The 19,054-nt window shown below is 54.1% G+C and carries 18 protein-coding genes; 15 read left to right on the top strand and 3 right to left on the bottom strand.

Annotated features, from left to right (window positions below):
* The 15 genes from Q0336_RS03880 to Q0336_RS03810 all read left to right on the top strand — a co-directional run.
* On the top strand, positions 1–755 hold a 755-nt coding region (locus tag Q0336_RS03880), incomplete at its 5' end, for a hypothetical protein (RefSeq protein WP_298525910.1).
* A gap of 441 nt (positions 756–1,196) precedes the next feature.
* Entirely contained in the window at positions 1,197–1,973 is a 777-nt protein-coding gene (locus Q0336_RS03875; RefSeq protein WP_298525908.1) for a hypothetical protein, read from the top strand.
* Positions 1,974–2,354: 381 nt separating this feature from the next.
* Positions 2,355–3,521, top strand: coding sequence for a carboxynorspermidine decarboxylase (gene nspC / locus Q0336_RS03870; RefSeq protein ID WP_298525905.1), 1,167 nt, complete (start codon positions 2,355–2,357; stop codon positions 3,519–3,521).
* A gap of 37 nt (positions 3,522–3,558) precedes the next feature.
* Positions 3,559–4,512: a signal recognition particle-docking protein FtsY gene (ftsY, locus tag Q0336_RS03865; protein ID WP_298525903.1), complete on the top strand. Its 954-nt coding sequence runs from the start codon at positions 3,559–3,561 to the stop codon at positions 4,510–4,512.
* Positions 4,509–5,816, top strand: coding sequence for a 30S ribosomal protein S12 methylthiotransferase RimO (gene rimO / locus Q0336_RS03860; RefSeq protein WP_298525901.1), 1,308 nt, complete (start codon positions 4,509–4,511; stop codon positions 5,814–5,816). The genes ftsY and rimO overlap by 4 nt, the downstream gene beginning before the upstream one ends.
* A gap of 7 nt (positions 5,817–5,823) precedes the next feature.
* Positions 5,824–7,203, top strand: a complete 1,380-nt coding sequence (locus Q0336_RS03855; protein ID WP_298525899.1) for a hypothetical protein — start codon at positions 5,824–5,826, stop codon at positions 7,201–7,203.
* 51 nt (positions 7,204–7,254) lie between these two features.
* On the top strand, positions 7,255–8,250 hold the full coding sequence (locus Q0336_RS03850; protein WP_298525912.1) for a MoxR family ATPase: 996 nt from the start codon (positions 7,255–7,257) through the stop codon (positions 8,248–8,250).
* A 131-nt stretch (positions 8,251–8,381) separates the two neighbouring features.
* Positions 8,382–9,266 carry a DUF58 domain-containing protein gene (locus tag Q0336_RS03845; RefSeq protein ID WP_298525897.1) on the top strand — a complete coding sequence of 295 codons (885 nt, stop codon included), beginning with the start codon at positions 8,382–8,384 and terminating at the stop codon, positions 9,264–9,266.
* 7 nt (positions 9,267–9,273) lie between these two features.
* Positions 9,274–10,272 carry a hypothetical protein gene (locus Q0336_RS03840; RefSeq protein ID WP_298525895.1) on the top strand — a complete coding sequence of 333 codons (999 nt, stop codon included), beginning with the start codon at positions 9,274–9,276 and terminating at the stop codon, positions 10,270–10,272.
* The gene (locus Q0336_RS03835; RefSeq protein ID WP_298525893.1) at positions 10,269–11,255 is read left to right on the top strand and encodes a VWA domain-containing protein; all 987 of its coding nucleotides are present in this window, start codon (positions 10,269–10,271) and stop codon (positions 11,253–11,255) included. The genes Q0336_RS03840 and Q0336_RS03835 overlap by 4 nt, the downstream gene beginning before the upstream one ends.
* A 4-nt stretch (positions 11,256–11,259) precedes the next feature.
* Positions 11,260–12,288: a VWA domain-containing protein gene (locus Q0336_RS03830; RefSeq protein ID WP_298525891.1), complete on the top strand. Its 1,029-nt coding sequence runs from the start codon at positions 11,260–11,262 to the stop codon at positions 12,286–12,288.
* The gene (locus tag Q0336_RS03825) at positions 12,278–13,027 is read left to right on the top strand and encodes a tetratricopeptide repeat protein (protein ID WP_298525889.1); all 750 of its coding nucleotides are present in this window, start codon (positions 12,278–12,280) and stop codon (positions 13,025–13,027) included. The genes Q0336_RS03830 and Q0336_RS03825 overlap by 11 nt, the downstream gene beginning before the upstream one ends.
* A 5-nt stretch (positions 13,028–13,032) precedes the next feature.
* Positions 13,033–14,793 carry a BatD family protein gene (locus tag Q0336_RS03820; protein WP_298525887.1) on the top strand — a complete coding sequence of 587 codons (1,761 nt, stop codon included), beginning with the start codon at positions 13,033–13,035 and terminating at the stop codon, positions 14,791–14,793.
* 15 nt (positions 14,794–14,808) lie between these two features.
* Positions 14,809–15,558, top strand: a complete 750-nt coding sequence (locus Q0336_RS03815) for a tetratricopeptide repeat protein (RefSeq protein WP_298525885.1) — start codon at positions 14,809–14,811, stop codon at positions 15,556–15,558.
* 10 nt (positions 15,559–15,568) lie between these two features.
* Positions 15,569–16,264 carry a phosphatase PAP2 family protein gene (locus Q0336_RS03810; RefSeq protein ID WP_298525883.1) on the top strand — a complete coding sequence of 232 codons (696 nt, stop codon included), beginning with the start codon at positions 15,569–15,571 and terminating at the stop codon, positions 16,262–16,264.
* Between the two features lie 164 nt (positions 16,265–16,428).
* On the opposite strand, the gene Q0336_RS03805 is transcribed toward Q0336_RS03810, so the two are convergent.
* The 3 genes from Q0336_RS03805 to cmk are packed head-to-tail and all read right to left on the bottom strand — an operon-like array spanning position 16,429 to position 18,704.
* Entirely contained in the window at positions 16,429–17,073 is a 645-nt protein-coding gene (locus Q0336_RS03805; RefSeq protein ID WP_298525881.1) for a class I SAM-dependent methyltransferase, read from the bottom strand.
* Between the two features lie 7 nt (positions 17,074–17,080).
* Positions 17,081–17,980, bottom strand: a complete 900-nt coding sequence (locus Q0336_RS03800) for a 4-hydroxy-3-methylbut-2-enyl diphosphate reductase (protein WP_298525879.1) — start codon at positions 17,978–17,980, stop codon at positions 17,081–17,083.
* A 28-nt stretch (positions 17,981–18,008) separates the two neighbouring features.
* Complete coding sequence (cmk, locus tag Q0336_RS03795; RefSeq protein WP_298525877.1) at positions 18,009–18,704, bottom strand: (d)CMP kinase; 696 nt, start codon at positions 18,702–18,704, stop codon at positions 18,009–18,011.
* Positions 18,705–19,054 lie beyond the last annotated feature (350 nt).

Below are 19,054 nucleotides of genomic sequence, written 5' to 3'. Positions count from 1 at the left end.
AGCTCCTTCGGTATGGACTCGTTTTGCTCTTCCTGCTCTTTGCAGGGAGCACCACCGCACTAGCTCGAAAAAAGAAACCACCCATTGTCCTGCCTGATACCGTCTACCTCCTTGATCATTATTCTCGAAGTCCGCACTGGGTTCGCCCCGCACCTCGGAAGAAGACGCAAGTAGAGCCCCGAGCCACAGGTGCTGTGCCCCCGAAGAACTATGGCTGGGAGTTTCTGGCTCCAGCCTGGCGTGGGGTACAGGACTCGGCAGAGTTCCCTGCCTTTCGCTATCACTACGCTTCCCCAGAGGATTATCGGGTGAAGGAGACCCGTGATCGTATCCCTCGTTTTATTGGTTTCTATGTGAAGGAGGAGCCCGAAGAGCAGACGGCTGAGTGGCTACGCTCTGTGACCTTTACCTCGATGGCGGACCTGGAGACTAAGGTCGACTATGCCATATACTTTACTGGGGATCTTCCGAAGACCATCTATATTGTGCGGGTGACGAGGGAGGCGATACTTGTCTACCCCGTCTTTGCTACTGCATGTAAGGAAGGAGACCTCTCCGTCGGTTGTCGCATAACGGCTAGTTATTTCCTTAATCCTGAGTCGCTACATCCTCTTCGGGATTATGAGGCCCGGGAACTTGCTGAAGAGGAGCTAGAGCGAGTCTTTGAGACCAATCGCCGTCTGAAGCGCTACCGCCATGATGTCCCTTGGCTTCGCTACCGCACTCGCTATCGAGATGGGCTCTTCCGCGATTAGTCCATCCCCTAGGTGATCACGTCCAAGGTGAAGGGCTGAAGTGTCTTACTTTGGATTAGGGTGAATTTGGGCGTCAAACGAGCCCGCTCTATCTGGGCGTTTGGAAGGGGTGAAAAACGATCTACGGTAGGTCGCCGAAAAAACCTACAGTAGGTCGTCCTTGCGACCTACCGTGGGTCGGTCGGGCGACCTACAGTAGGTTTTTTCTGCCCCTTCTGTAGCACCCCTCAGAAACCCGCTCAGGGTGCGACATCCCAGTACCCCAACGATCCTGCATTTTTCCTCCTTATTTTGAGATGAAAAGCTACCCCTTCTCTTGCCTCATCTTCTACTAAAGAATTCCTACCTTTGGAGGGTGGAGCGGGAGGCCGTACAGCAGAGCCTTCTGCCTCTTTCGCCCAGAGACGCTACCTACCTAACACTAACGCAATACTAGGATCTATGAGAACGCTATCTTCACAGCTCCTTCGGTATGGGCTCGTTTTTCTCTGCCTCCTCTTTGTCGGGAGCACCACCGCATTCGCTCAGCGGGAGAAGACACGGGTCATCCTCCCCGATACCGTCTACTTACTCGATCACTACGCCAGAAGTCCGCACTGGGTTCATCCTTCCTCTCGAAAGAAGACTCTTGTAGAGAAGCCTGTCACTGGAACCCTACCTCCGAAGAATTGTGGCTGGGAGTTCCTAGCTCCAGCCTGGCGTGGGGTGCAGGACTCGACGGAGTTTCCTGCCTTTCGCTATCACTATGCCTCCTCGGAGGATTACCAGGTGAAGGAGACCCGTGATCGCATTCCTCGTTTTGTTAGTTTCTACGTGAGAGAAGAGCCCGAGGAGCAGACGGCTGAGTGGCTACGCTCAGTGACCTTCACCTCCATGGCAGACCTAGAGACTAAGGTTGACTATGTATCAGACTTAACTCGTCACCTCCCGAAGACCATCTATATTGTGCGGGTGACGAGGAAGGAAATACTTGTCTATTCCGTCTTTGCTACTAGATGTGAAGAATCAGGAGTCATGGTTGATTGTCGCTTGATGCCAGGCTTCTTCCTCAATCCTGAGTCGCTACATTTCCTCTGGAATTTTGAGGCTAAGGAGGAAGGAATGGAAGAGGAACGAGAGCGAGTCTTTGAAGCTAATCGTCGTCTGAAACGCTACCGACATAATATCCCATGGCTTCGCTATTATACCCGCTATCGAAATGGGAACTTCTACTATTAGTTCATCCAGCGGGTGAGGTCGAAGGCTATCGGCTTAGATCCAGCTAGTCCCTAGGGGCTGGCTGGATCTTTTGTTGCTACAAGAGGAAGAGAAAGAAGCGCTTCTCCCACCGAAGGTGAAGGGCTGGTGCGTCGTGTTCTGGACTAGGAAGAAAATGGGTATCGAACGAGCCCGCTCTATACGGGCGTTTGGGAGGGGTGAAAAACGATCCACGGTAGGTCGCCGAAAAAACCTACGGTAGGTCGTCGATGCGACCTACCGTGGGTCGGTCGGGCGACCTACAGTAGGTTTAATTTGGGGAGCTGTGCGCATCGGCTGAGGACGAGGGGGTATAACAGAGGCAAACGGCGATATTCACTATCTTTGTATCTTGCAAAAGATATGGATAAAGACAAAGTATTGACAACAAACGATAAGACTCAGCTTCCCTCCCCCTGCTATATCCTGGAGGAGGATCTACTGAGACGCAACCTCAGCTTGATCCAGGACGTGGCTCGCCGAGCAGGTGTAGAGATCATCTTGGCCTTCAAGGCGTATGCCCTCTGGCGTACCTTCCCCATCATCCGAGAGTATGTCCCCTACAGCACGGCGAGCTCCGTCTGGGAGGCTCGACTGGCCTTCGAAGAGATGGGAGCTAAGGCACACACGTTTAGTCCTGCCTATACCCGAGAGGAGTTCCCCACGATCCTGAGCTATAGCTCGCATGTGACCTTCAACTCACTGAGTCAGGTCGAGCACCTGCGCCCGCTGATGCCTCGGGATGGGAGTGTGTCCTTCGGACTACGTATCAATCCCGAATATTCGGCCGTAGAGACCGATCTATATAATCCCTGCGCTCCAGGCTCTCGCTTCGGTGTGCCAGCGAGCGAACTCAAGGCACTCCCCGAGGGGATCGAGGGCTTCCACTTCCATTCGCTCTGCGAAGGTTCGGCGGAAGACTTAGAGAAGACCCTTGAGATCATCGAGCAAAGCTTCGGCCACTTCCTTCCCCAGCTCCGCTGGCTCAACATGGGGGGCGGTCATCTGATGACCCGTCAGGGCTACGATGTCGAGCGCCTGGTGCGTGTGCTCCGAGCCTTCAAGGAGCGTCACCCGAACCTTGACCTCATCCTTGAGCCAGGGAGTGCCTTCGGCTGGCAGACAGGCTTCCTGACCTCTTCGGTCGTGGATATCGTCGAGCACCACGGGATACGTACGGCGATCGTCGATGTCTCCTTCACCTGCCACATGCCTGACTGCCTCGAGATGCCCTACAAGCCGGCTATCCGTGGGGCTCGTACGATGGATGAGTATCGCCCCGACCAGCACAGCTATCGTATCGGGGGGAATAGTTGCCTGAGTGGTGACTTCATCGGCTACTGGGAGTTCGATCATCCCCTAGAGCTGGGTGAGCAGATCATCTTCGAGGACATGCTCCACTATACTACGGTCAAGACCACGATGTTCAACGGGGTAGCGCACCCCAGCATCGCCCTCCTACGCTCCGACGGCTCCGTAGAGCTCCTCCGTGAGTACACCTATCAGGACTATAAGGATCGTATGGACTAGCTCCATCCGCCAGATCCCAAGAAAGAACTAGATAAGCATGGCACTATTTGGACTCTTCTCTAAAAAGAAGAAGGAGACCCTCGATGAAGGGCTCTCCAAGACCAAGGAGAATGTCTTCTCCAAGATCGCACGAGCCGTCGCTGGGCGTAGTACCGTCGATGACTCCGTGCTGGATGAGCTCGAGGATGTCCTCGTCACCAGTGATGTCGGTGTGGAGACTACCCTCAAGATCATCCGTCGTATCGAGGAGCGTGTCGCCCGAGATAAGTATGTCTCTACCTCGGAGCTCACAGGCATCCTCCGCAGTGAGATCGCAGAGCTCCTGACACAGAATGGCTCCAGCGATGGGGAGAGCTTCTCCCTGCCTGCCGACAAGAAGCCCTATGTCATCATGGTCGTAGGGGTGAACGGGGTAGGGAAGACCACCACCATCGGTAAGCTCGCCTACCAATTCAAGCAGCAGGGCTACTCCGTCATGCTGGGCGCAGGTGATACCTTCCGAGCCGCCGCTATCGAACAGCTAGAGGTCTGGGCCAAGCGTGTGGATGTGCCCATCATCCGTCAGCATATGTCCGCCGACCCTGCCTCTGTAGCCTTCGACACGCTCAGTGCTGCGGTGAAGGCTGGCTCCGACGTAGTCATCATCGACACCGCAGGCCGTCTGCACAACAAGGTCGGGCTGATGAACGAGCTGACGAAGATCCGCCGTGTCATGCAGAAGGTCGTACCTGATGCACCCCATGAGGTGCTCCTCGTCCTCGACGGCTCCACGGGGCAGAATGCCTTCGAGCAGGCCAAGCAGTTCACCGCCGCTACCGAGGTCAATGCTCTAGCCGTCACCAAGCTAGACGGCACGGCCAAGGGTGGTGTAGTCATCGGTATCTCTGATCAGTTTAAGATCCCAGTTAAGTACATTGGACTAGGAGAAGGGCTTGAGGATCTCCAGCTCTTCCGCAAGAAAGAATTTGTAGACTCCCTCTTCGGCGAATGAGAAAGAACCAAGTAGATGTAGTTACCCTCGGTTGCTCCAAGAATCTCGTAGACTCGGAGCAACTCATCCGCCAGTTCCTAGCCAATGGCTATGTAGTGCACCACAATTCGGACTCGGTCAACGGCGAGATCGTCGTCATTAATACCTGTGGCTTCATCGGTGATGCACAGGAGGAGTCGATCAATATGATCCTCAAGATGGTCGAGGCTAAGAAGATGGGACGCATCGGGCAGGTCTATGTCATGGGCTGTCTCACCGAGCGCTTCATGGACGAGCTCAAAGCAGAGATCCCCGAGGTCGATGGATACTATGGTAAGTTCAACTGGAAGAATCTCCTTACAGATCTAGGTAAGGCTTATCACAACGATCCCCTCGGTGGCAATCGAAGCATCACTACCCCCGCTCACTATGCCTATATGAAGATCTCGGAGGGCTGCAACCGCAGTTGCTCCTATTGTGCTATCCCCATCATCACGGGTAAGCACAAGTCACGCCCAATGGAGGACCTCATCGCAGAGGCCGAAGCCCTCGTCTCCACGGGTGTCAAGGAGATCCAGCTGATAGCACAGGATCTCACCTTCTATGGGCTCGATATATATAGGAAGAATACCCTCGCCGAGCTCCTTCAGCGTCTCTCCGACATACAGGGGCTGGAGTGGCTACGCCTGCACTATGCTTATCCTGCGGACTTCCCCCGTGAGATCCTCGCCGTGATGCGGGAGCGGGAGAATATCTGTAGCTACCTAGACATCGCCCTACAGCATATCAGTGACCCCATGCTTCGTGCTATGCGTCGTCGTGTCACGAAGGCGGAGACCTATGAGCTTCTGAGGTATATGCGTCAGGAGGTCCCAGGTCTTCACCTGCGCACCACTCTGATGACGGGGCATCCAGGAGAGACAGACCAAGACTTCGAGGAGCTGCTGCAGTTCGTGCGAGATATACGCTTCGACCGTCTGGGGGCCTTCGTCTATTCGCATGAGGCGGGTACCTATGCTCATAAGGCTTATGCAGATGATATTCCCCTCGAGGTCAAGCAGGAGCGCATCGACCGACTCATGTCTGCCCAAGAGGCTATTGCCACAGAGCTCAATGCGGCTAAGGTCGGTAAGACCTTCAAGACGGTCATTGATCGTAGCGAAGAGGAGTTCTTCATCGGGCGCACTGAATATGATTCACCCGAAGTGGATCAGGAAGTCTTGATCTCTAAGCTGGATACACCCCAGCTGGAGGTAGGGAACTTCTACCCGATAGAGATCACATCATCTGATACCTTCGACCTATATGGCCGACTAGCCCACTAGAGAAGATATGCTGCAAGCGGAATTTTGGACCATACGCCTCGGGGAACTCGCCTCGGTACAGCCAGCCACATCTGAGACTCTGTGGGAGGCTCTGTCTACTCAGATAGAGCAGCGTCTCCTCTCGGGAGTAGCCCTCTACTTCCCTGAGTTAGGGCTTTGGAAGATCCAAGAGCACCGAGAGTATATCGCTCGCACTTCGGAGGGGAAGCTCTGGCTCATCCCCCCTCGCCTGAGTCTCTCCATCCAGCAGGAGCGCACTACTACGAGCGTCTCCATTCAGCTCCTAGCCGAGGCCCTCTCGGAGACTACTCATGTGCCGAGTGATATCGTAGGAAAGTGGCTACGAGGTATTAGCCAGCTGTGGAGCGAACTGCTCCAGCAGGGCGCACCGATCTCTTGGGGAGGATTAGGGGACTTCTCCCCCTTGGAGGAGGGGCAGCTTTCGGGCTATCGCTTCTTACCTTCCGCTGAGCTCGTCGCAGCCCTCAACCGTCCCTTCAGCATGTTTGCTCCCGTGGAGGTCTCCTCTACGGCATCGCTCCAAGATCTGGAGATCCTCGACATAGAGCACTTGGATGATCTAAATGAAGTAGAGCCGATCGAGGTGCGGTGGGCTTCCGGGCTTTCGGCTGATCTTCAGCCTGCTCCAGCTTTGTCTCCCGCTTCACCTGCTGCTCCCATTGCGTCTCCATCCGCCCCCCCTCAAGAGGAGTCTTCGCCTCAGATTGATGAGGCCGAGGTAGATCCTTCCGAGACAGAGATGCCCGAGGAGTCGGTCCTTGTCTCTTCCCCCGTCTCAGAGGAGGAGACGATAGATATACCAGCGGAAGATCCTCTAGGTGATCCATTCCGAGACGAGGAGGAACGGCCACGTCTCCTAGTCTGGCTCTTTGTCTCAATAGGGATTGCCATCGCTAGCTGCCTCTTCTTCTTCCTCCTTTCTCTCAAATCGGATGGGGTAGAGCAGCCCCGACCTTTGGCTCCTCCGACGCAGTCTGTAGCTCCCGCTTCTCAGCAAGCACCAGCCGTCACAGATTCGACTTCAACCCAAGATAGCCTCGGAGTAGAAGCACTTGATAGCTCGACTTCGGAGCATCAATTAGCTCCAGCATCAGAGGATAAGTACACCTCGTCGCAGAATAAGGGAGCAGAGCAAGTGCGCCTTCGTCCTGGTGATCGTCTCTCACGTCTTGCGTTGAAGAAGTATGGGCATAAGGCCTTCTGGGTATATATCTACGAGGAGAATAGAGCTCGCTTGAAAGACCCCGATAATATCCCCGTGGGAGCCGTCATTACCCTGCCTGCAGCCGCTAAGTATCAGATAGATGCAACCGATACGAATTCAGTGAACAGAGCGTTATTGTTACAGCGCTCCTTACACCGATAGTGGGCTACCATGTATTAGCCGAGATAGACAGAATAACATCGAAATCAAATCATAATGGAATCAGTAGACATCCGCATGCTCACCGAAGAGATTGAGCGTCATAGCCACCTGATCAAAGCACTCCGTACAGGGATGCAGCAGTCGATCGTGGGGCAGAGTCATCTCATCGACTCACTACTCATCGGTCTACTCTCAGGTGGACATATCCTGCTGGAAGGGCTCCCAGGTCTGGCAAAGACCTTGGCGATCAAGACGCTTTCCCAGCTTATTGATGCTGACTACAAGCGTATCCAGTTCACACCCGACCTACTTCCTGCGGACGTTGTCGGTACCCTAATGTATAGCCAGAAGAAGGAAGACTTCTCCGTGAAGAAGGGACCTATCTTCTCCAACTTCATCCTTGCCGATGAGATCAACCGTGCTCCAGCAAAGGTGCAGAGTGCCCTGCTGGAAGCCATGCAGGAGCGTCAGGTGACGATCGGCGAAGAGACCTTCAAGCTCCCTGACCCCTTCTTGGTCATGGCTACGCAGAATCCCATCGAGCAGGAGGGGACTTACCCTCTGCCCGAAGCTCAGGTAGACCGCTTCATGCTCAAGGTCCTCATCTCCTATCCCAAGAAGGAAGAAGAAGCTCAGATCATTCGCCAGCAGATCTGCCCCGAGCAACAGACAGTAAGGCCGGTGGTGCAGATCTCGGATATCCTTGAGCTCAGAAGACTAGCCTCGAAGGTCTACATTGATGAGAAGATCGAGCGCTACATCGTGGATATTGTCTTCGCCACACGTCGTCCCGAGGAGTATGGTCTAGAGACATTCAAGTCCTTCATCTCCTTCGGAGCTTCGCCTCGTGCCTCCATCAATCTTGCCTTGGCAGCTCGCTCTTATGCCCTTCTGAAGGGTCGTGGCTACGTAATCCCCGAGGATGTACGTGCTATCTGCTATGATGTCCTACGCCACCGCATCGGCTTGTCCTATGAGGCCGAGGCTCAAGACCTCTCGGCGGATGAGTTGATCAAGGAGATCCTCAATCGAGTAGAGGTACCCTAGTAGTCCTCTCCCTCGACTATTGAGGATAGGGAAGTCCACTAATCCTATAGAGGAGACTCAGCAGGTGGACTCTCCAGTGTCGCTCATATCTGGGCGATGTAAAGCAACGTAGTACGGTGACAAGTAGAAGCATGAAATCAAAACTCCAGCCATCAGATCTTCTGAAGAAGGTGCGGCGCATCGAGATCAAAGCTCGAGGACTCTCCGAGCAGGTATTTGCTGGGCAGTATCATTCGGCTTTTCGTGGGCGAGGTATGGCCTTCAGTGAAGTCCGTGGCTATCAGGTCGGGGATGATGTGCGTGATCTGGACTGGAATGTCACAGCTCGCTATGCTCAGCCCTATGTCAAGGTCTTCGAAGAGGAGCGAGAGCTGACCGTGATGCTCCTCGTAGATATGACGGGCAGTACTGACTTCGGGACTCGGGGAGAGACCAAGCGTGAGCTCAATGCTGAGATCGCAGCTACACTTGCTTTCTCTGCTATTCAGAATAATGATAAAGTGGGGGCAATCCTCTTCACCGATGAGGTCGAACTCTTCATCCCTGCACGTAGTGGACGCAAGCATATCCTCTACTTGATCCGAGAGCTACTGAGCTTCGAGCCTAAGAGCCGATCTACGGATCTCAATGTGCCCTTGACCTACCTCAATCGACTGATTAAGCGTCGCTGTACGGCCTTCCTCATCTCCGACTTCTACCACTGGGAGGAAGACTACCGCCAGACCCTTTCGCTCTCGGCTCGTCGCCATGACTTGGTTGCTATCCGCACCTTTGACCGAGGTGCTCTAGAGCTCCCTCGGATGGGGCTCTTGCGCCTACGTGATGCAGAGACGGGGCTAGAGCGCTGGATAGATACTTCATCTCGCCGCATCGCACGACTCTATGCTGAGCGGGTCAAGGAGCAAGAAGATCTCTTCCGTAGCCACTGCCTGCGCTCGGGGATTGACCACATAGAGGTATCGACAGATGGGGACTATGTCCCAGAGCTCATCAAACTATTTGGACGCAGATCCTAATCGATTTATGTACAGACTCCGGTATCTATATACCTTACTATTCCTGCTCCTAGGTGCTAGTGAAGCACTGCGAGCGCAGAATGTCTCGATACAGACCCATCTTGACCGAGCTGAGATACGCATCGGTGAGCGGGCAGCTATCGATATGACCATCCGTACGGACAATCTACCCGCTACTCGATTTCGTCTCGTAGAGGATACGACGGGTATAGAGCGCTTCCGTATTCTGGAGTTTGGTGCGCTGGATACTGTGAATATCGGAGGAGGGGTCCAAGAGATCAAGGCCCGGATGATCATCACCTCCTTTGACTCTACGTTGATCACCATCCCTCCGATTATTGTGGAGACTCCTACGGGTAGCGCTGTCTCGAAGCCTCTGGCTCTGAATGTCATCTCTCCAGAGGTCGATCTAGCTCACCCCGATCGCTTCAAGCCGATCCAAGATCCATGGGAGGAGCCCTATACGCTTTGGGATATCCTCGTGCTTATTTGGTCTAGCTGGATCACGTATGTGGTCATCCTTCTAGCCCTCGTCGCCCTACTCATCTATGAGTACAAGCGTCGAGCACAGTACTTACTTGTGGAGAAGTCGATCGAAGTACTCCCAACAACAGCCTTTGAGGTCTTCCTAAATCGAGTAAATGCTTTGGAAGGGCATTCTCTTGATAAGCAGGAGGATTTCAAGGAATACTATACGGAGCTGACAGCTGCTCTCCGAACCTATTGGAGTGAGATGCTTCATATCGAAGCTTTGGAGAAGACTTCTTCGGAGCTGCTGGAAGAACTTCGTCAGCATAGACTCGATGCAGAATACCTTAGCGTGATCGAAGAGCTGTTCTGTGAAGCTGACTATGTCAAGTTCGCTAAGAGCTTGCCACAGCGTAGTGATACCGAGCGCTTGACTCATAAGATCATCGCCTGCACCAAGGACCATCACCTTGTAGCTCTGAGGGAGCAGGAGATCACTCAAGCTAAGGCACAAGAAGGAAAGGAGGTGGCCGAATGACTTTCCTTCATCCTCATCTTCTCTGGCTGCTTTTGCTCTTACCCGTTCTGCTACTGCTCTATGTACTCTGGCGGAGAAAGCAACAGGCATCGCTTCGTATGCCCTCACTCCATTTCCTTGATGGAATAGGCGGTGGGATAAGAGTCTATCTAAGGCACTCTGTCTTTGCTCTACGTCTCTTGGCACTAGGGCTTATTATCATTGCTCTAGCTCGCCCCCAGAGCAGTTCTTCGTGGTCCGAGGATCGCGTGGAAGGGATCGACATCATGCTCACGATGGATATATCCACGAGTATGCTGGCGATGGACTTCCAGCCCAATCGTGTGGAGGCTGCTAAGGAGGTGGCAATGCGCTTCGTCGCTAATCGTCCCAACGACAACATTGGTCTTGTCGTCTTTGCTGGGGAGAGCTTCACGGCTTGTCCTCTGACGCAAGACCATGCGACGCTCATCAATCGCCTTCGTACGATGACACCTGGGATCATCGAGGATCAGACGGCTATTGGTTCAGGTATAGCGACTGCGATCAGTCGTCTCAAGGAGAGTAAGGCCAAGAGCAAGGTCATCATTCTTCTGACCGATGGAGCTAACAATACAGGCAATATCTCTCCAAAGATGGCTGCCGATCTAGCCAAGACTTTCGGGATCTCGATTTATGCTATTGGGGTGGGTTCAGGAGCTGGTGAAGCTCCCTATCCGATACAGACTCCTTTTGGGACGGTTGTTCGGAATATGCCCGTAGACCTTGATGAGCCTACGATGCGTCAGATAGCAGAGATCTCGGGTGGAGCTTATTTCCGAGCCACAGACAACGAGTCGCTTGCTGCTATCTATAAGAAGATCGACCAACTGGAGAAGACGAAACTCTCGACGAGGAACTATCATACGACTTACGAAGAGTTCTTCATCTTCGTCCTTGCTGCAGCGATTCTTTTGCTTCTGGAGTTCGTGCTCCGCTCAACGCTCTTCCGCACCAATCCGTAAGACGATGAATATCCATTTTTATTCGCCTAGCTATCTGTATTTGCTCTTTGGGCTACTTCCCCTTTTAGCATTGTCCCTCTTCGCCTATTGGCGACGTAGGCAGATGCTTCAGCGCTTTGCAGACAAGGAGCTAGGTCAAGCTCTTACCCCTTTGGCTTCTGGGAAGAAATATGTCCTTCGAGATCTAGCACTCCTCGCCGCTGGTGCGCTGATGATCATTGTCCTCGCTCGTCCGCAGGCTACAAGTCAAGTAGATGCACAAGATGAGGACAAGGGGATCGAAGCGATGATCTGCCTCGATATATCGAACTCGATGCTCTGCCAAGATGTCGCTCCTAGCCGTCTGGACTTCGCTAAGCGGACTATCTCTCGTCTCCTAGAGCACATGCGCTCGGATCGTGTTGGGCTCATCATCTTTGCAGGGAGTGCCTATGTACAACTCCCGATCACAACGGATCTCTCTACTGCGCAAGATTTCCTCTCTGATATCTCTCCCAACATGCTCTCTGACCAAGGTACTGCTATCGGGCAGGCCATCACCTTGGCGCGTCAGTCCTTCTCCGATCGTAGGGACTTAGGTAAATCCATCATCGTGTTGACCGACGGAGAGGACTTTGAAGAAACGGCGCTCCAAGCTGCTAAGGATGCAGCCAAGGATGGTATTCACATCAATGTCGTGGGCATTGGCTCTGATCAAGGAGGTCCTATCCCTACCTCAGAGGGTAACCTTACTGATGAGTCGGGTAATATGGTCGTCACCCGCTTCAATCCTGACATGTGTCAGCAGATCGCTGATGCAGGTGCGGGCATCTTCGTCTCTTCGTCCTCTCAGGCTACTGTAGTCAAGGAGGTCGAGAAGCAATTGGAGGAGCTCCCTCGAGCTTCTATCTCCTCAAGGGTCAATAATGGGGCGACAGAGGCCTTTGAGCCTTGGCTCTGGGCTGCTCTTGTGCTCCTCATCCTCGAGTTCTTCATCATGGGACGAAAGAATAAGTTCCTCATCCGACATAATATCTTTGGTCATGAGAAGTAAGCGATTCCTTCTAGCCCTAGTTACTTGCGTCTTAGCTACGACTAGCCTCGTAGCGCAAGGCATCAAGTCGGATATACGTAGAGCAAATAAGCTCTATCAAGCCAAGGACTATGCTCGTGCTTCGCAAGAGTATCGGCGTGCACTCCTTCGTGATAGCCTATCGGCTAAGGCTCGCTTTGGGCTAGCTGCCTCTATCTACGAGCAGGGACGCTATGACGAGGCTAAGACCCATCTTGAGCAGATCATCCAGCAGGAGGGACAGCTGACTCCTCAGCAGCAGGCAGGAGTCCTGCACAACCTCGGTAATGTGGCGATGAAGAAGAAGGACTACCAAGCTGCAGTCCAAGCCTACCAAGAGGCCCTGATTCGTCACCCAGAGGATGACAATACTCGCTACAATCTAGCTCTGGCACAGAAGCTCCTCCAGCAAAATAAGAACAACCAGCAGAGTCAGCAGGGACAAAACCAAGATCCCAATAAGGACAAGGATCAGCAGAAGCAAGATCCGAAGAAGGATCAGCAGCAGGATAAAAATAAGCCGGAACAGAAGCCTCAAGAGAAGGGGCAAGACAAGCAAGGTCAGCCCAACGAACAGCGCTCAGGAGAGCTCTCTAAGGAGCAAGCTGAGCAGATCCTTAGAGCCTCCCGCACCGATGATGATAAGACTCGCCGTCGGGTAGAACAGCGACAGCGGGAAGAGCAACAGCAGAACAGGAATAAGAATAAGAAGAGATGGTGATCCAGATGATCCCAATACGTCATGTAGGAAGGGCATTGTACCTACTTCTCCTACTCCTTTTACCTCTGAGTCTTGGGGCGCAGACGATTCGTCTGGAGGCTCCTCAGACAGTAGTCCAAGGGAATACCTTCCAGCTCATATATAGCTATTCAGGGAGTGAAGACTTTGAGCGTGTCTCTGAGCCGAAGGCTTCGGGAATTCAAGTCGTCTATGGACCTGCTCGGCAGGTGATGAGTAGCTTCCAGAATATCAATGGGCGAAGCTCCTCGACATCTTCGGTCAGCATCACCTATACGCTCCTCGCAGAGCGTACGGGCTCTGTCTCAATCCCAGCTGCTACCGCTATCGTCGGAGGCAAGCGAATTTCTGTGCGAGGAGCGACTATCCGTGTCCTACCTCCAGATAAGGATGCCCAGGCAGGTCGTGCCCGCTCGAGAGCTGTTGGGAGCTACATCTATCGAGCTATCCCCAGCACTACGGTGGTCTACGAGCAGCAGGCATTCCCCATACGCTACAAGCTCTATTCCTCGACAGAGTTTGATATCAATAGCTTCAATGCTCCCCAGTATGATGGCTTCATCTCAGAGAAACAACCCGATGATGGACGCCGTCAGCTGACACTGGAGTCGTACCAAGGGAAGAACTACCGAGCTGTAGAGATCTTGAATGAAGTCCTCTTTGCTCAGCGCAGTGGTACGCTGACGATCCCTTCATCTGAAGTTGGCATCCGAGTGCCTATCGAGGGGGATGATGATCCCTTCTTTGGTTCGGCCACCCTTGCGGATCGGACTCTTCGCTCTGCTCCAGTGACGATCCAGGTGCGTCCCCTGCCAGCTGAAGGGAAACCTCAGAACTTCTCGGGTGCGGTAGGTTCCTTCACAATGAAGGCTGAGCTTCTGACCAAGAGCCCCAAGACCAATGAGTCTGTGACGATACGTCTGACGCTTGAGGGTTCGGGTAATCTGAAGCTCGCTGAGAGTCCTAAGATCCAGTTCCCCGAGAACTTCGAGGTCTATGATCCTAAGGAGACCTACGAGGGGCATGTCACGGCAACGAACGTCCATGGGAAGAAGGTCATCGAATACTTTGCTATCCCTCGTCGGACGGGTTCTGTGACGATACCAGCGCTCACTTTCTCTTACTTCGATCCTCAGAAGGGACGCTATGAGACCCTTCGCTCTCAGAGCTTCTCTCTTCAGGTCGCTCAAGGCAAGACGGAGGTCTCGGAGGAGAAGGGTAGTCTTCGCCAGCAAGAGGAAGCTCTACGCACACTCCGTTCAGATCAAGGGGCGAAGGAGATCTCAGGCCTCCGAGTAGCGAAGAGCTGGGGATACCTCCTCCTCTATCCTCTAGCGGTACTGCTTGGGCTAGGGACTTATCTCATCCTCGCTCGTCGTCGTAGCCTACGAGCAGATAGCTTGAGCTACCATGCTTCACGTGCTAGTGCTGTGGCTACTCGTCGTCTGCGCAAGGCTCGTAAGCTACTCGAGGCAGGATCACGAGAGCCCTTCTATCAGGAGACACTACGAGCTCTTTGGGGCTACCTAGGCGATAAGCTACGTCTACCCGTCTCGGAACTCAGCCGAGCTTCGGTCTCTGAGATTCTACAAGCTCGAGGGCTCGAAGAGGCGACGATCCAAGCGCTCACCGAAGTCATCGACGAAGTGGAATACGCTCGCTATGCTCCAGCTCAAGAAGGAGACATGCAGGCTATCTACACGAAGACCGCAGAGGTCATCAGTGAGATCGATCGTCATAAGCTTTGATAATATCCCCGTACTATGCGTACTGTCTTTCTTTCTTTCCTGCTCCTCATCTCTTCGATCAGTCTTAGCGCATCGGAGTCCGTCGATAGTCTTTTCTCTAAGGGGGATTATCGTGGGGCTGCGGCAGCTATGGAGTCACTCATCGAATCGGAGGGGGCTACCTCTTCGCGCTACGCCAATCTGGGGAATTGCTACTACCAGCTAGGCGATCTGGGTCATGCGATGCTGAGCTATGAGCGGGCACATCTGCTTGATCCTCGTGACGAACAGATCAATGCCCAGCGTACCTTCCTGATGAAGAAGACGATTGATAAGCTTCCTGATGCTGAGAGCTGGTTCTCTGCTACGGGAGGGGCGATTGCTTATGCGCTACCCTTGCCTGTGCTTCTAGTCCTTTCGCTTCTCTTCTTCGTAGGCTTCGTGGGGTCGGTAGTTGCCTTTGCTCTTAGTCGCAGCCGTGATGGCAAGCGGATCACCTTCTACTCAGGACTCGTAAGTCTCGTGCTCTCGATCTTTACGGGAGCCCTTATCTTACATTGGGTTTATGCCGAGCACCAAGCTAAGACCAAGGCGGTGATCATACAGCCAGAGGTCAATGTCTACAGAAGCCCCAGCCAGAAGTCTGAGGTGGCGAACCAGCTACATGAAGGTACACGCATTCGTCTCGTGGGTCAGCCCGTGGGAGCCTACCAGCAGTTCACGCTCTCGGATGGTCGAGGGGGATGGCTTCTGCTGAGTGCTATCGAACCGCTCGTGAAGAACTAATCCTGAGCACATGACTCCTCCCTTCCTCCCTGGAGAAATCTCCCTCCTCAAGGCGATCAACGGTGCGCATTCCCCGTTTTGGGATGCAGCGATGTTTCTGATCTCCAATGTCGGGGCTTGGGCTTTCCCTGCCATCGCACTGCTGATCTTCCTCTTCTGGAAGCGCCCTAAGAGCGAAGCCTTCTTAGTCTTGCTGATGATCGGGCTCTGTATCCTCTTCGGGGACTTCCTAAGCTCATGGGTCTCTAAGCCCTTCTTCTCCCGACTAAGACCGACGCATACGCCAGGACTTCAAGAGACCCTACACTATGTCTACGGCTATCAGGGTAAGCTCTATGGCTTCTTCTCGGGGCACTCGGCGAACTATACCGCTGTGGCTACCTTCCTCTGCTTGGTGCTTCGTGACTACCGCTTCACGGGGGTGCTTTCCCTCTTAGTCGGTTGGGTCATCTATAGCCGCATGTATATCGGGGCGCACTTCCTCTCGGACTGTCTGGCGGGGGTGCTAGTTGGGCTTCTGGTAGGCTACTTAGTCTACCGTCTGTACCTTTCGCTGAGGAGTCGCTTCTTGGCTACGGGCTATCGTGACCCTCGGGAGGTCTTCCGAGAAGGGACGCTCTATTTGGCTTGTGCCCTTTGGGTATCTATCCCCGTGACGCTCATGATGGCTCTGCAGGTCACACGCATCCTTAGGATGGTTGCCTAGCTGGGAAAGGCTAGCAGTCCTATTCCCCATTTACACTAAGCCCCACCGCATGCTCTGAGCTTGCGGTGGGGCTTAGTTCTTATTTCGAGAAGGGGGGATAAACTTCTCCCGTGCAGGGATGTGAATGCTTGCGTTCCCAAGGGCAGGGAAGCGTACGAGCGGGGCTACTTCTTGTAGATCAAGCTAAGTCCGTCTCTCAAGGGAAGAATAAGGTTCTCCACACGAGGATCACGCTGTACGTGCTCGTTGAAGGCAAGGATGCTTTGAGTCTGTGGGTCTGTGGGCGTAGGCTCTTCGATGACCTTCCCATCCCAGAGGGTATTGTCCGCAAGGATGAGAGCTCCTGAGGGGAGGTGAGGCACGATGAGCTCGTAGTAGTCGATGTATTCCCGCTTGTTGGCATCAATATAGACGAGGTCGAAGGAATACTGCTCAAGGAGCTTCGGCAAGATCTCAAGCGCATCCCCTAGATAGAGGTGTACCCGATCGGCATAAGGTGCGCCGTCAAGGAATTCGTGGATGAAGTCCTCCATCTCATCGTCTGACTCGATGGTATGCACCTCGCCTCCTTCGCCTAGGGCTTCGGCGAGGCAATGTGCTGCGTAGCCCGTGTACGTACCGATCTCTAGTGCACGGCGAGCATTGGAGAGGCGGCAGAGCATCTGGAGAAGGTTGCCCTGCAGATGCCCCGAGAGCATGCGAGCTCGAAGGAGACGCACGTGAGCTTCACGCCAGAGACGCTCCCTAATCGGGCTCTCTGGGCTCGTGTGGCTGAGGATATATTCCTCGAGGCGATCAGACTCCGTCATCGCTGGCTTAGGCTTCTTGCGTTTCTTCGGGCATGCCGAGGAGCTCACGGATGCGTGAAGCTATTTGCTCCATCTGCCAGCGAGGGGTCGAAGTGGCTCCGCAGATACCTATGGTCTTGGGCAGTGGGCTAAGCATCTCGGGGAGGACTTCCTCGGGCGAGGAGACGAAGATGCTTCGCTCGTTGCCCTTCTGGCAGTAGCCGAAGAGCACCTTCCCGTTCGAGCTCTTTGCTCCGGCAACGAAGAAGGTAAGTTCGTGCTGTGCAGAGAACTCCTGGATGTGAGGCATACGGTTGGATACCTGCCTACATATAGAGTCTTGGAACTCAAAGCGAGCGTCCCCGACCATACGGCTCTGTAGCGTCTCGATGAGCTCATGGAAGCCCGTGAGCGACTGCGTCGTCTGGGAGAAGAGGGCAATCGGGCGGGTGAAGTCGATCTGCTCGATGTCCTCACGGCTCTGCACGATGATCGCCTTGCCTTCGGTCTGCCCTACGAGGCCATTGACCTCGGCATGCCCCTTCTTGCCGTAGATGACGATCTGTCCTCCTATGGGGTCGAGCTCGGCGAACTTACGGCGCACCTTCTTCTGTAGCGCTAGGACGACGGGGCAGGTAGCATCGACGAGTTCGATACCACGCTCCTTGGCCATCTGGTAGATGGCAGGAGCTTCGCCGTGCGCTCTGAAGAGAACCCGCTTGCCTTGGAGCTTGCTGAAGGCCTCGTAGTCGATCGTCTGCATGCCCTTAGCTTCGAGTCGATCCACTTCTTGGTTGTTGTGGACGATGTCGCCGAGGCAGTAGAGTTCTTTATTGTCTTTAGCCAGCTCTTCTTCGGCGTGCTTGACGGCATTGATCACGCCGAAGCAGAAGCCGGACTGCTGGTCTATTTCGATCTTGGGATACATGTAGAAATGAAGGAGGGAATGCGGGGAGCTACTCCTCGGTAGCTCGCTCGAAGTAGGAGCGAAGGAGCGCATCTTGCTCGGGGATCGTCAGGTGCGAATTGTCCAAGACGATGGCATCCTCGGCTTGTCTTAGGGGGGCGACCTCTCGGTGCGTATCGATGTAGTCACGCTGGCTGAGGTTCTCAAGGACATCCTCAAGCGAACTGGTCTCATCGCCCTTGCTACGGAGCTCGGCTAGGCGACGCTCAGCACGGATCTTGGGGTCAGCCGTGACGAAGATCTTGAGCTCGGCCTGAGGAAAGACCGCCGTGCCTATATCTCGGCCATCCATGACGACACCACCGCCCTGGCCGAAGGCTTGCTGCTGGCGGGTGAGGAACTCACGCACGAAGCCCAGCGCTGCGATAGGGCTAACGCTCCCAGCGACCTCCATGGTGCGGATGGCTTGCTCGACGTTCTCACCGTTGAGGTAGAGCTCGGGCGTAGCGTGTTCGTGCGCCTTGTGGAAGCTCAGAGATACTTCGCTGAGGGCTTCACGTAGCTTATCTTCCTGGATCTTCCCGTCTTGGATGAAGCCCTTGCGTAGGGCGAAGAGGGTGACACCACGGTACATCGCACCGGTATCAATGTAGATATAGTCGATCTCTTTGGCTAGGGCACGGGCCATGGAGCTCTTGCCGCAGGAGCTGTAGCCGTCGATGGCTACGATGATCTTCTTGGTCATGGAGGCTAGTATCCGTTTATATGCTTTGAGCGTAGGGGGTGGTGATGAGGAGCTGATGCTTCTTGGGGAGGCTTTCTCCCACTGTATATCCCAACAAGGAGTCCTAAGCTAAGGTTTTCTCCTGCTTTTTCGGGCGGGGATCATCACCGTGGAGCGAGGACAAAGATAGTCATATCCGTGGGGACGGAAGGGCGGTGCCTACTCGTAGAAAGGGGGGGCTTCGGAGAAGGAGGCTAGCGGGGGGCGAAGAAAGCCTCTTGTGGGGCGCAAAATAAACCTACTGTGGGTCGTCGAAGCGACCTACGGTAGGTCGGTGAGGCGACCCACAGTAGGTTTTGGAGGCGACCTAC

This window comes from uncultured Porphyromonas sp. (assembly GCF_938039215.1).
Taxonomy (GTDB): domain Bacteria; phylum Bacteroidota; class Bacteroidia; order Bacteroidales; family Porphyromonadaceae; genus Porphyromonas.
This window is presented reverse-complemented; position numbering and strand designations above follow the sequence as displayed.

Excerpts from the sequence above, each read along its gene's own strand:
- Q0336_RS03820 (WP_298525887.1), top strand. The coding sequence starts at position 13,033 with ATGATCCCAATACGTCATGTAGGAAGGGCATTGTACCTACTTCTCCTA.
- Q0336_RS03845 (WP_298525897.1), top strand. The coding sequence starts at position 8,382 with ATGAAATCAAAACTCCAGCCATCAGATCTTCTGAAGAAGGTGCGGCGC.
- ftsY (WP_298525903.1), top strand. The coding sequence starts at position 3,559 with ATGGCACTATTTGGACTCTTCTCTAAAAAGAAGAAGGAGACCCTCGAT.
- cmk (WP_298525877.1), bottom strand. The coding sequence starts at position 18,704 with ATGACCAAGAAGATCATCGTAGCCATCGACGGCTACAGCTCCTGCGGC.
- Q0336_RS03815 (WP_298525885.1), top strand. The coding sequence starts at position 14,809 with ATGCGTACTGTCTTTCTTTCTTTCCTGCTCCTCATCTCTTCGATCAGT.
- Q0336_RS03800 (WP_298525879.1), bottom strand. The coding sequence starts at position 17,980 with ATGTATCCCAAGATCGAAATAGACCAGCAGTCCGGCTTCTGCTTCGGC.
- Q0336_RS03840 (WP_298525895.1), top strand. The coding sequence starts at position 9,274 with ATGTACAGACTCCGGTATCTATATACCTTACTATTCCTGCTCCTAGGT.
- Q0336_RS03835 (WP_298525893.1), top strand. The coding sequence starts at position 10,269 with ATGACTTTCCTTCATCCTCATCTTCTCTGGCTGCTTTTGCTCTTACCC.
- Q0336_RS03805 (WP_298525881.1), bottom strand. The coding sequence starts at position 17,073 with ATGACGGAGTCTGATCGCCTCGAGGAATATATCCTCAGCCACACGAGC.
- Q0336_RS03810 (WP_298525883.1), top strand. The coding sequence starts at position 15,569 with ATGACTCCTCCCTTCCTCCCTGGAGAAATCTCCCTCCTCAAGGCGATC.
- Q0336_RS03875 (WP_298525908.1), top strand. The coding sequence starts at position 1,197 with ATGAGAACGCTATCTTCACAGCTCCTTCGGTATGGGCTCGTTTTTCTC.
- Q0336_RS03855 (WP_298525899.1), top strand. The coding sequence starts at position 5,824 with ATGCTGCAAGCGGAATTTTGGACCATACGCCTCGGGGAACTCGCCTCG.
- nspC (WP_298525905.1), top strand. The coding sequence starts at position 2,355 with ATGGATAAAGACAAAGTATTGACAACAAACGATAAGACTCAGCTTCCC.
- Q0336_RS03830 (WP_298525891.1), top strand. The coding sequence starts at position 11,260 with ATGAATATCCATTTTTATTCGCCTAGCTATCTGTATTTGCTCTTTGGG.
- Q0336_RS03825 (WP_298525889.1), top strand. The coding sequence starts at position 12,278 with ATGAGAAGTAAGCGATTCCTTCTAGCCCTAGTTACTTGCGTCTTAGCT.
- rimO (WP_298525901.1), top strand. The coding sequence starts at position 4,509 with ATGAGAAAGAACCAAGTAGATGTAGTTACCCTCGGTTGCTCCAAGAAT.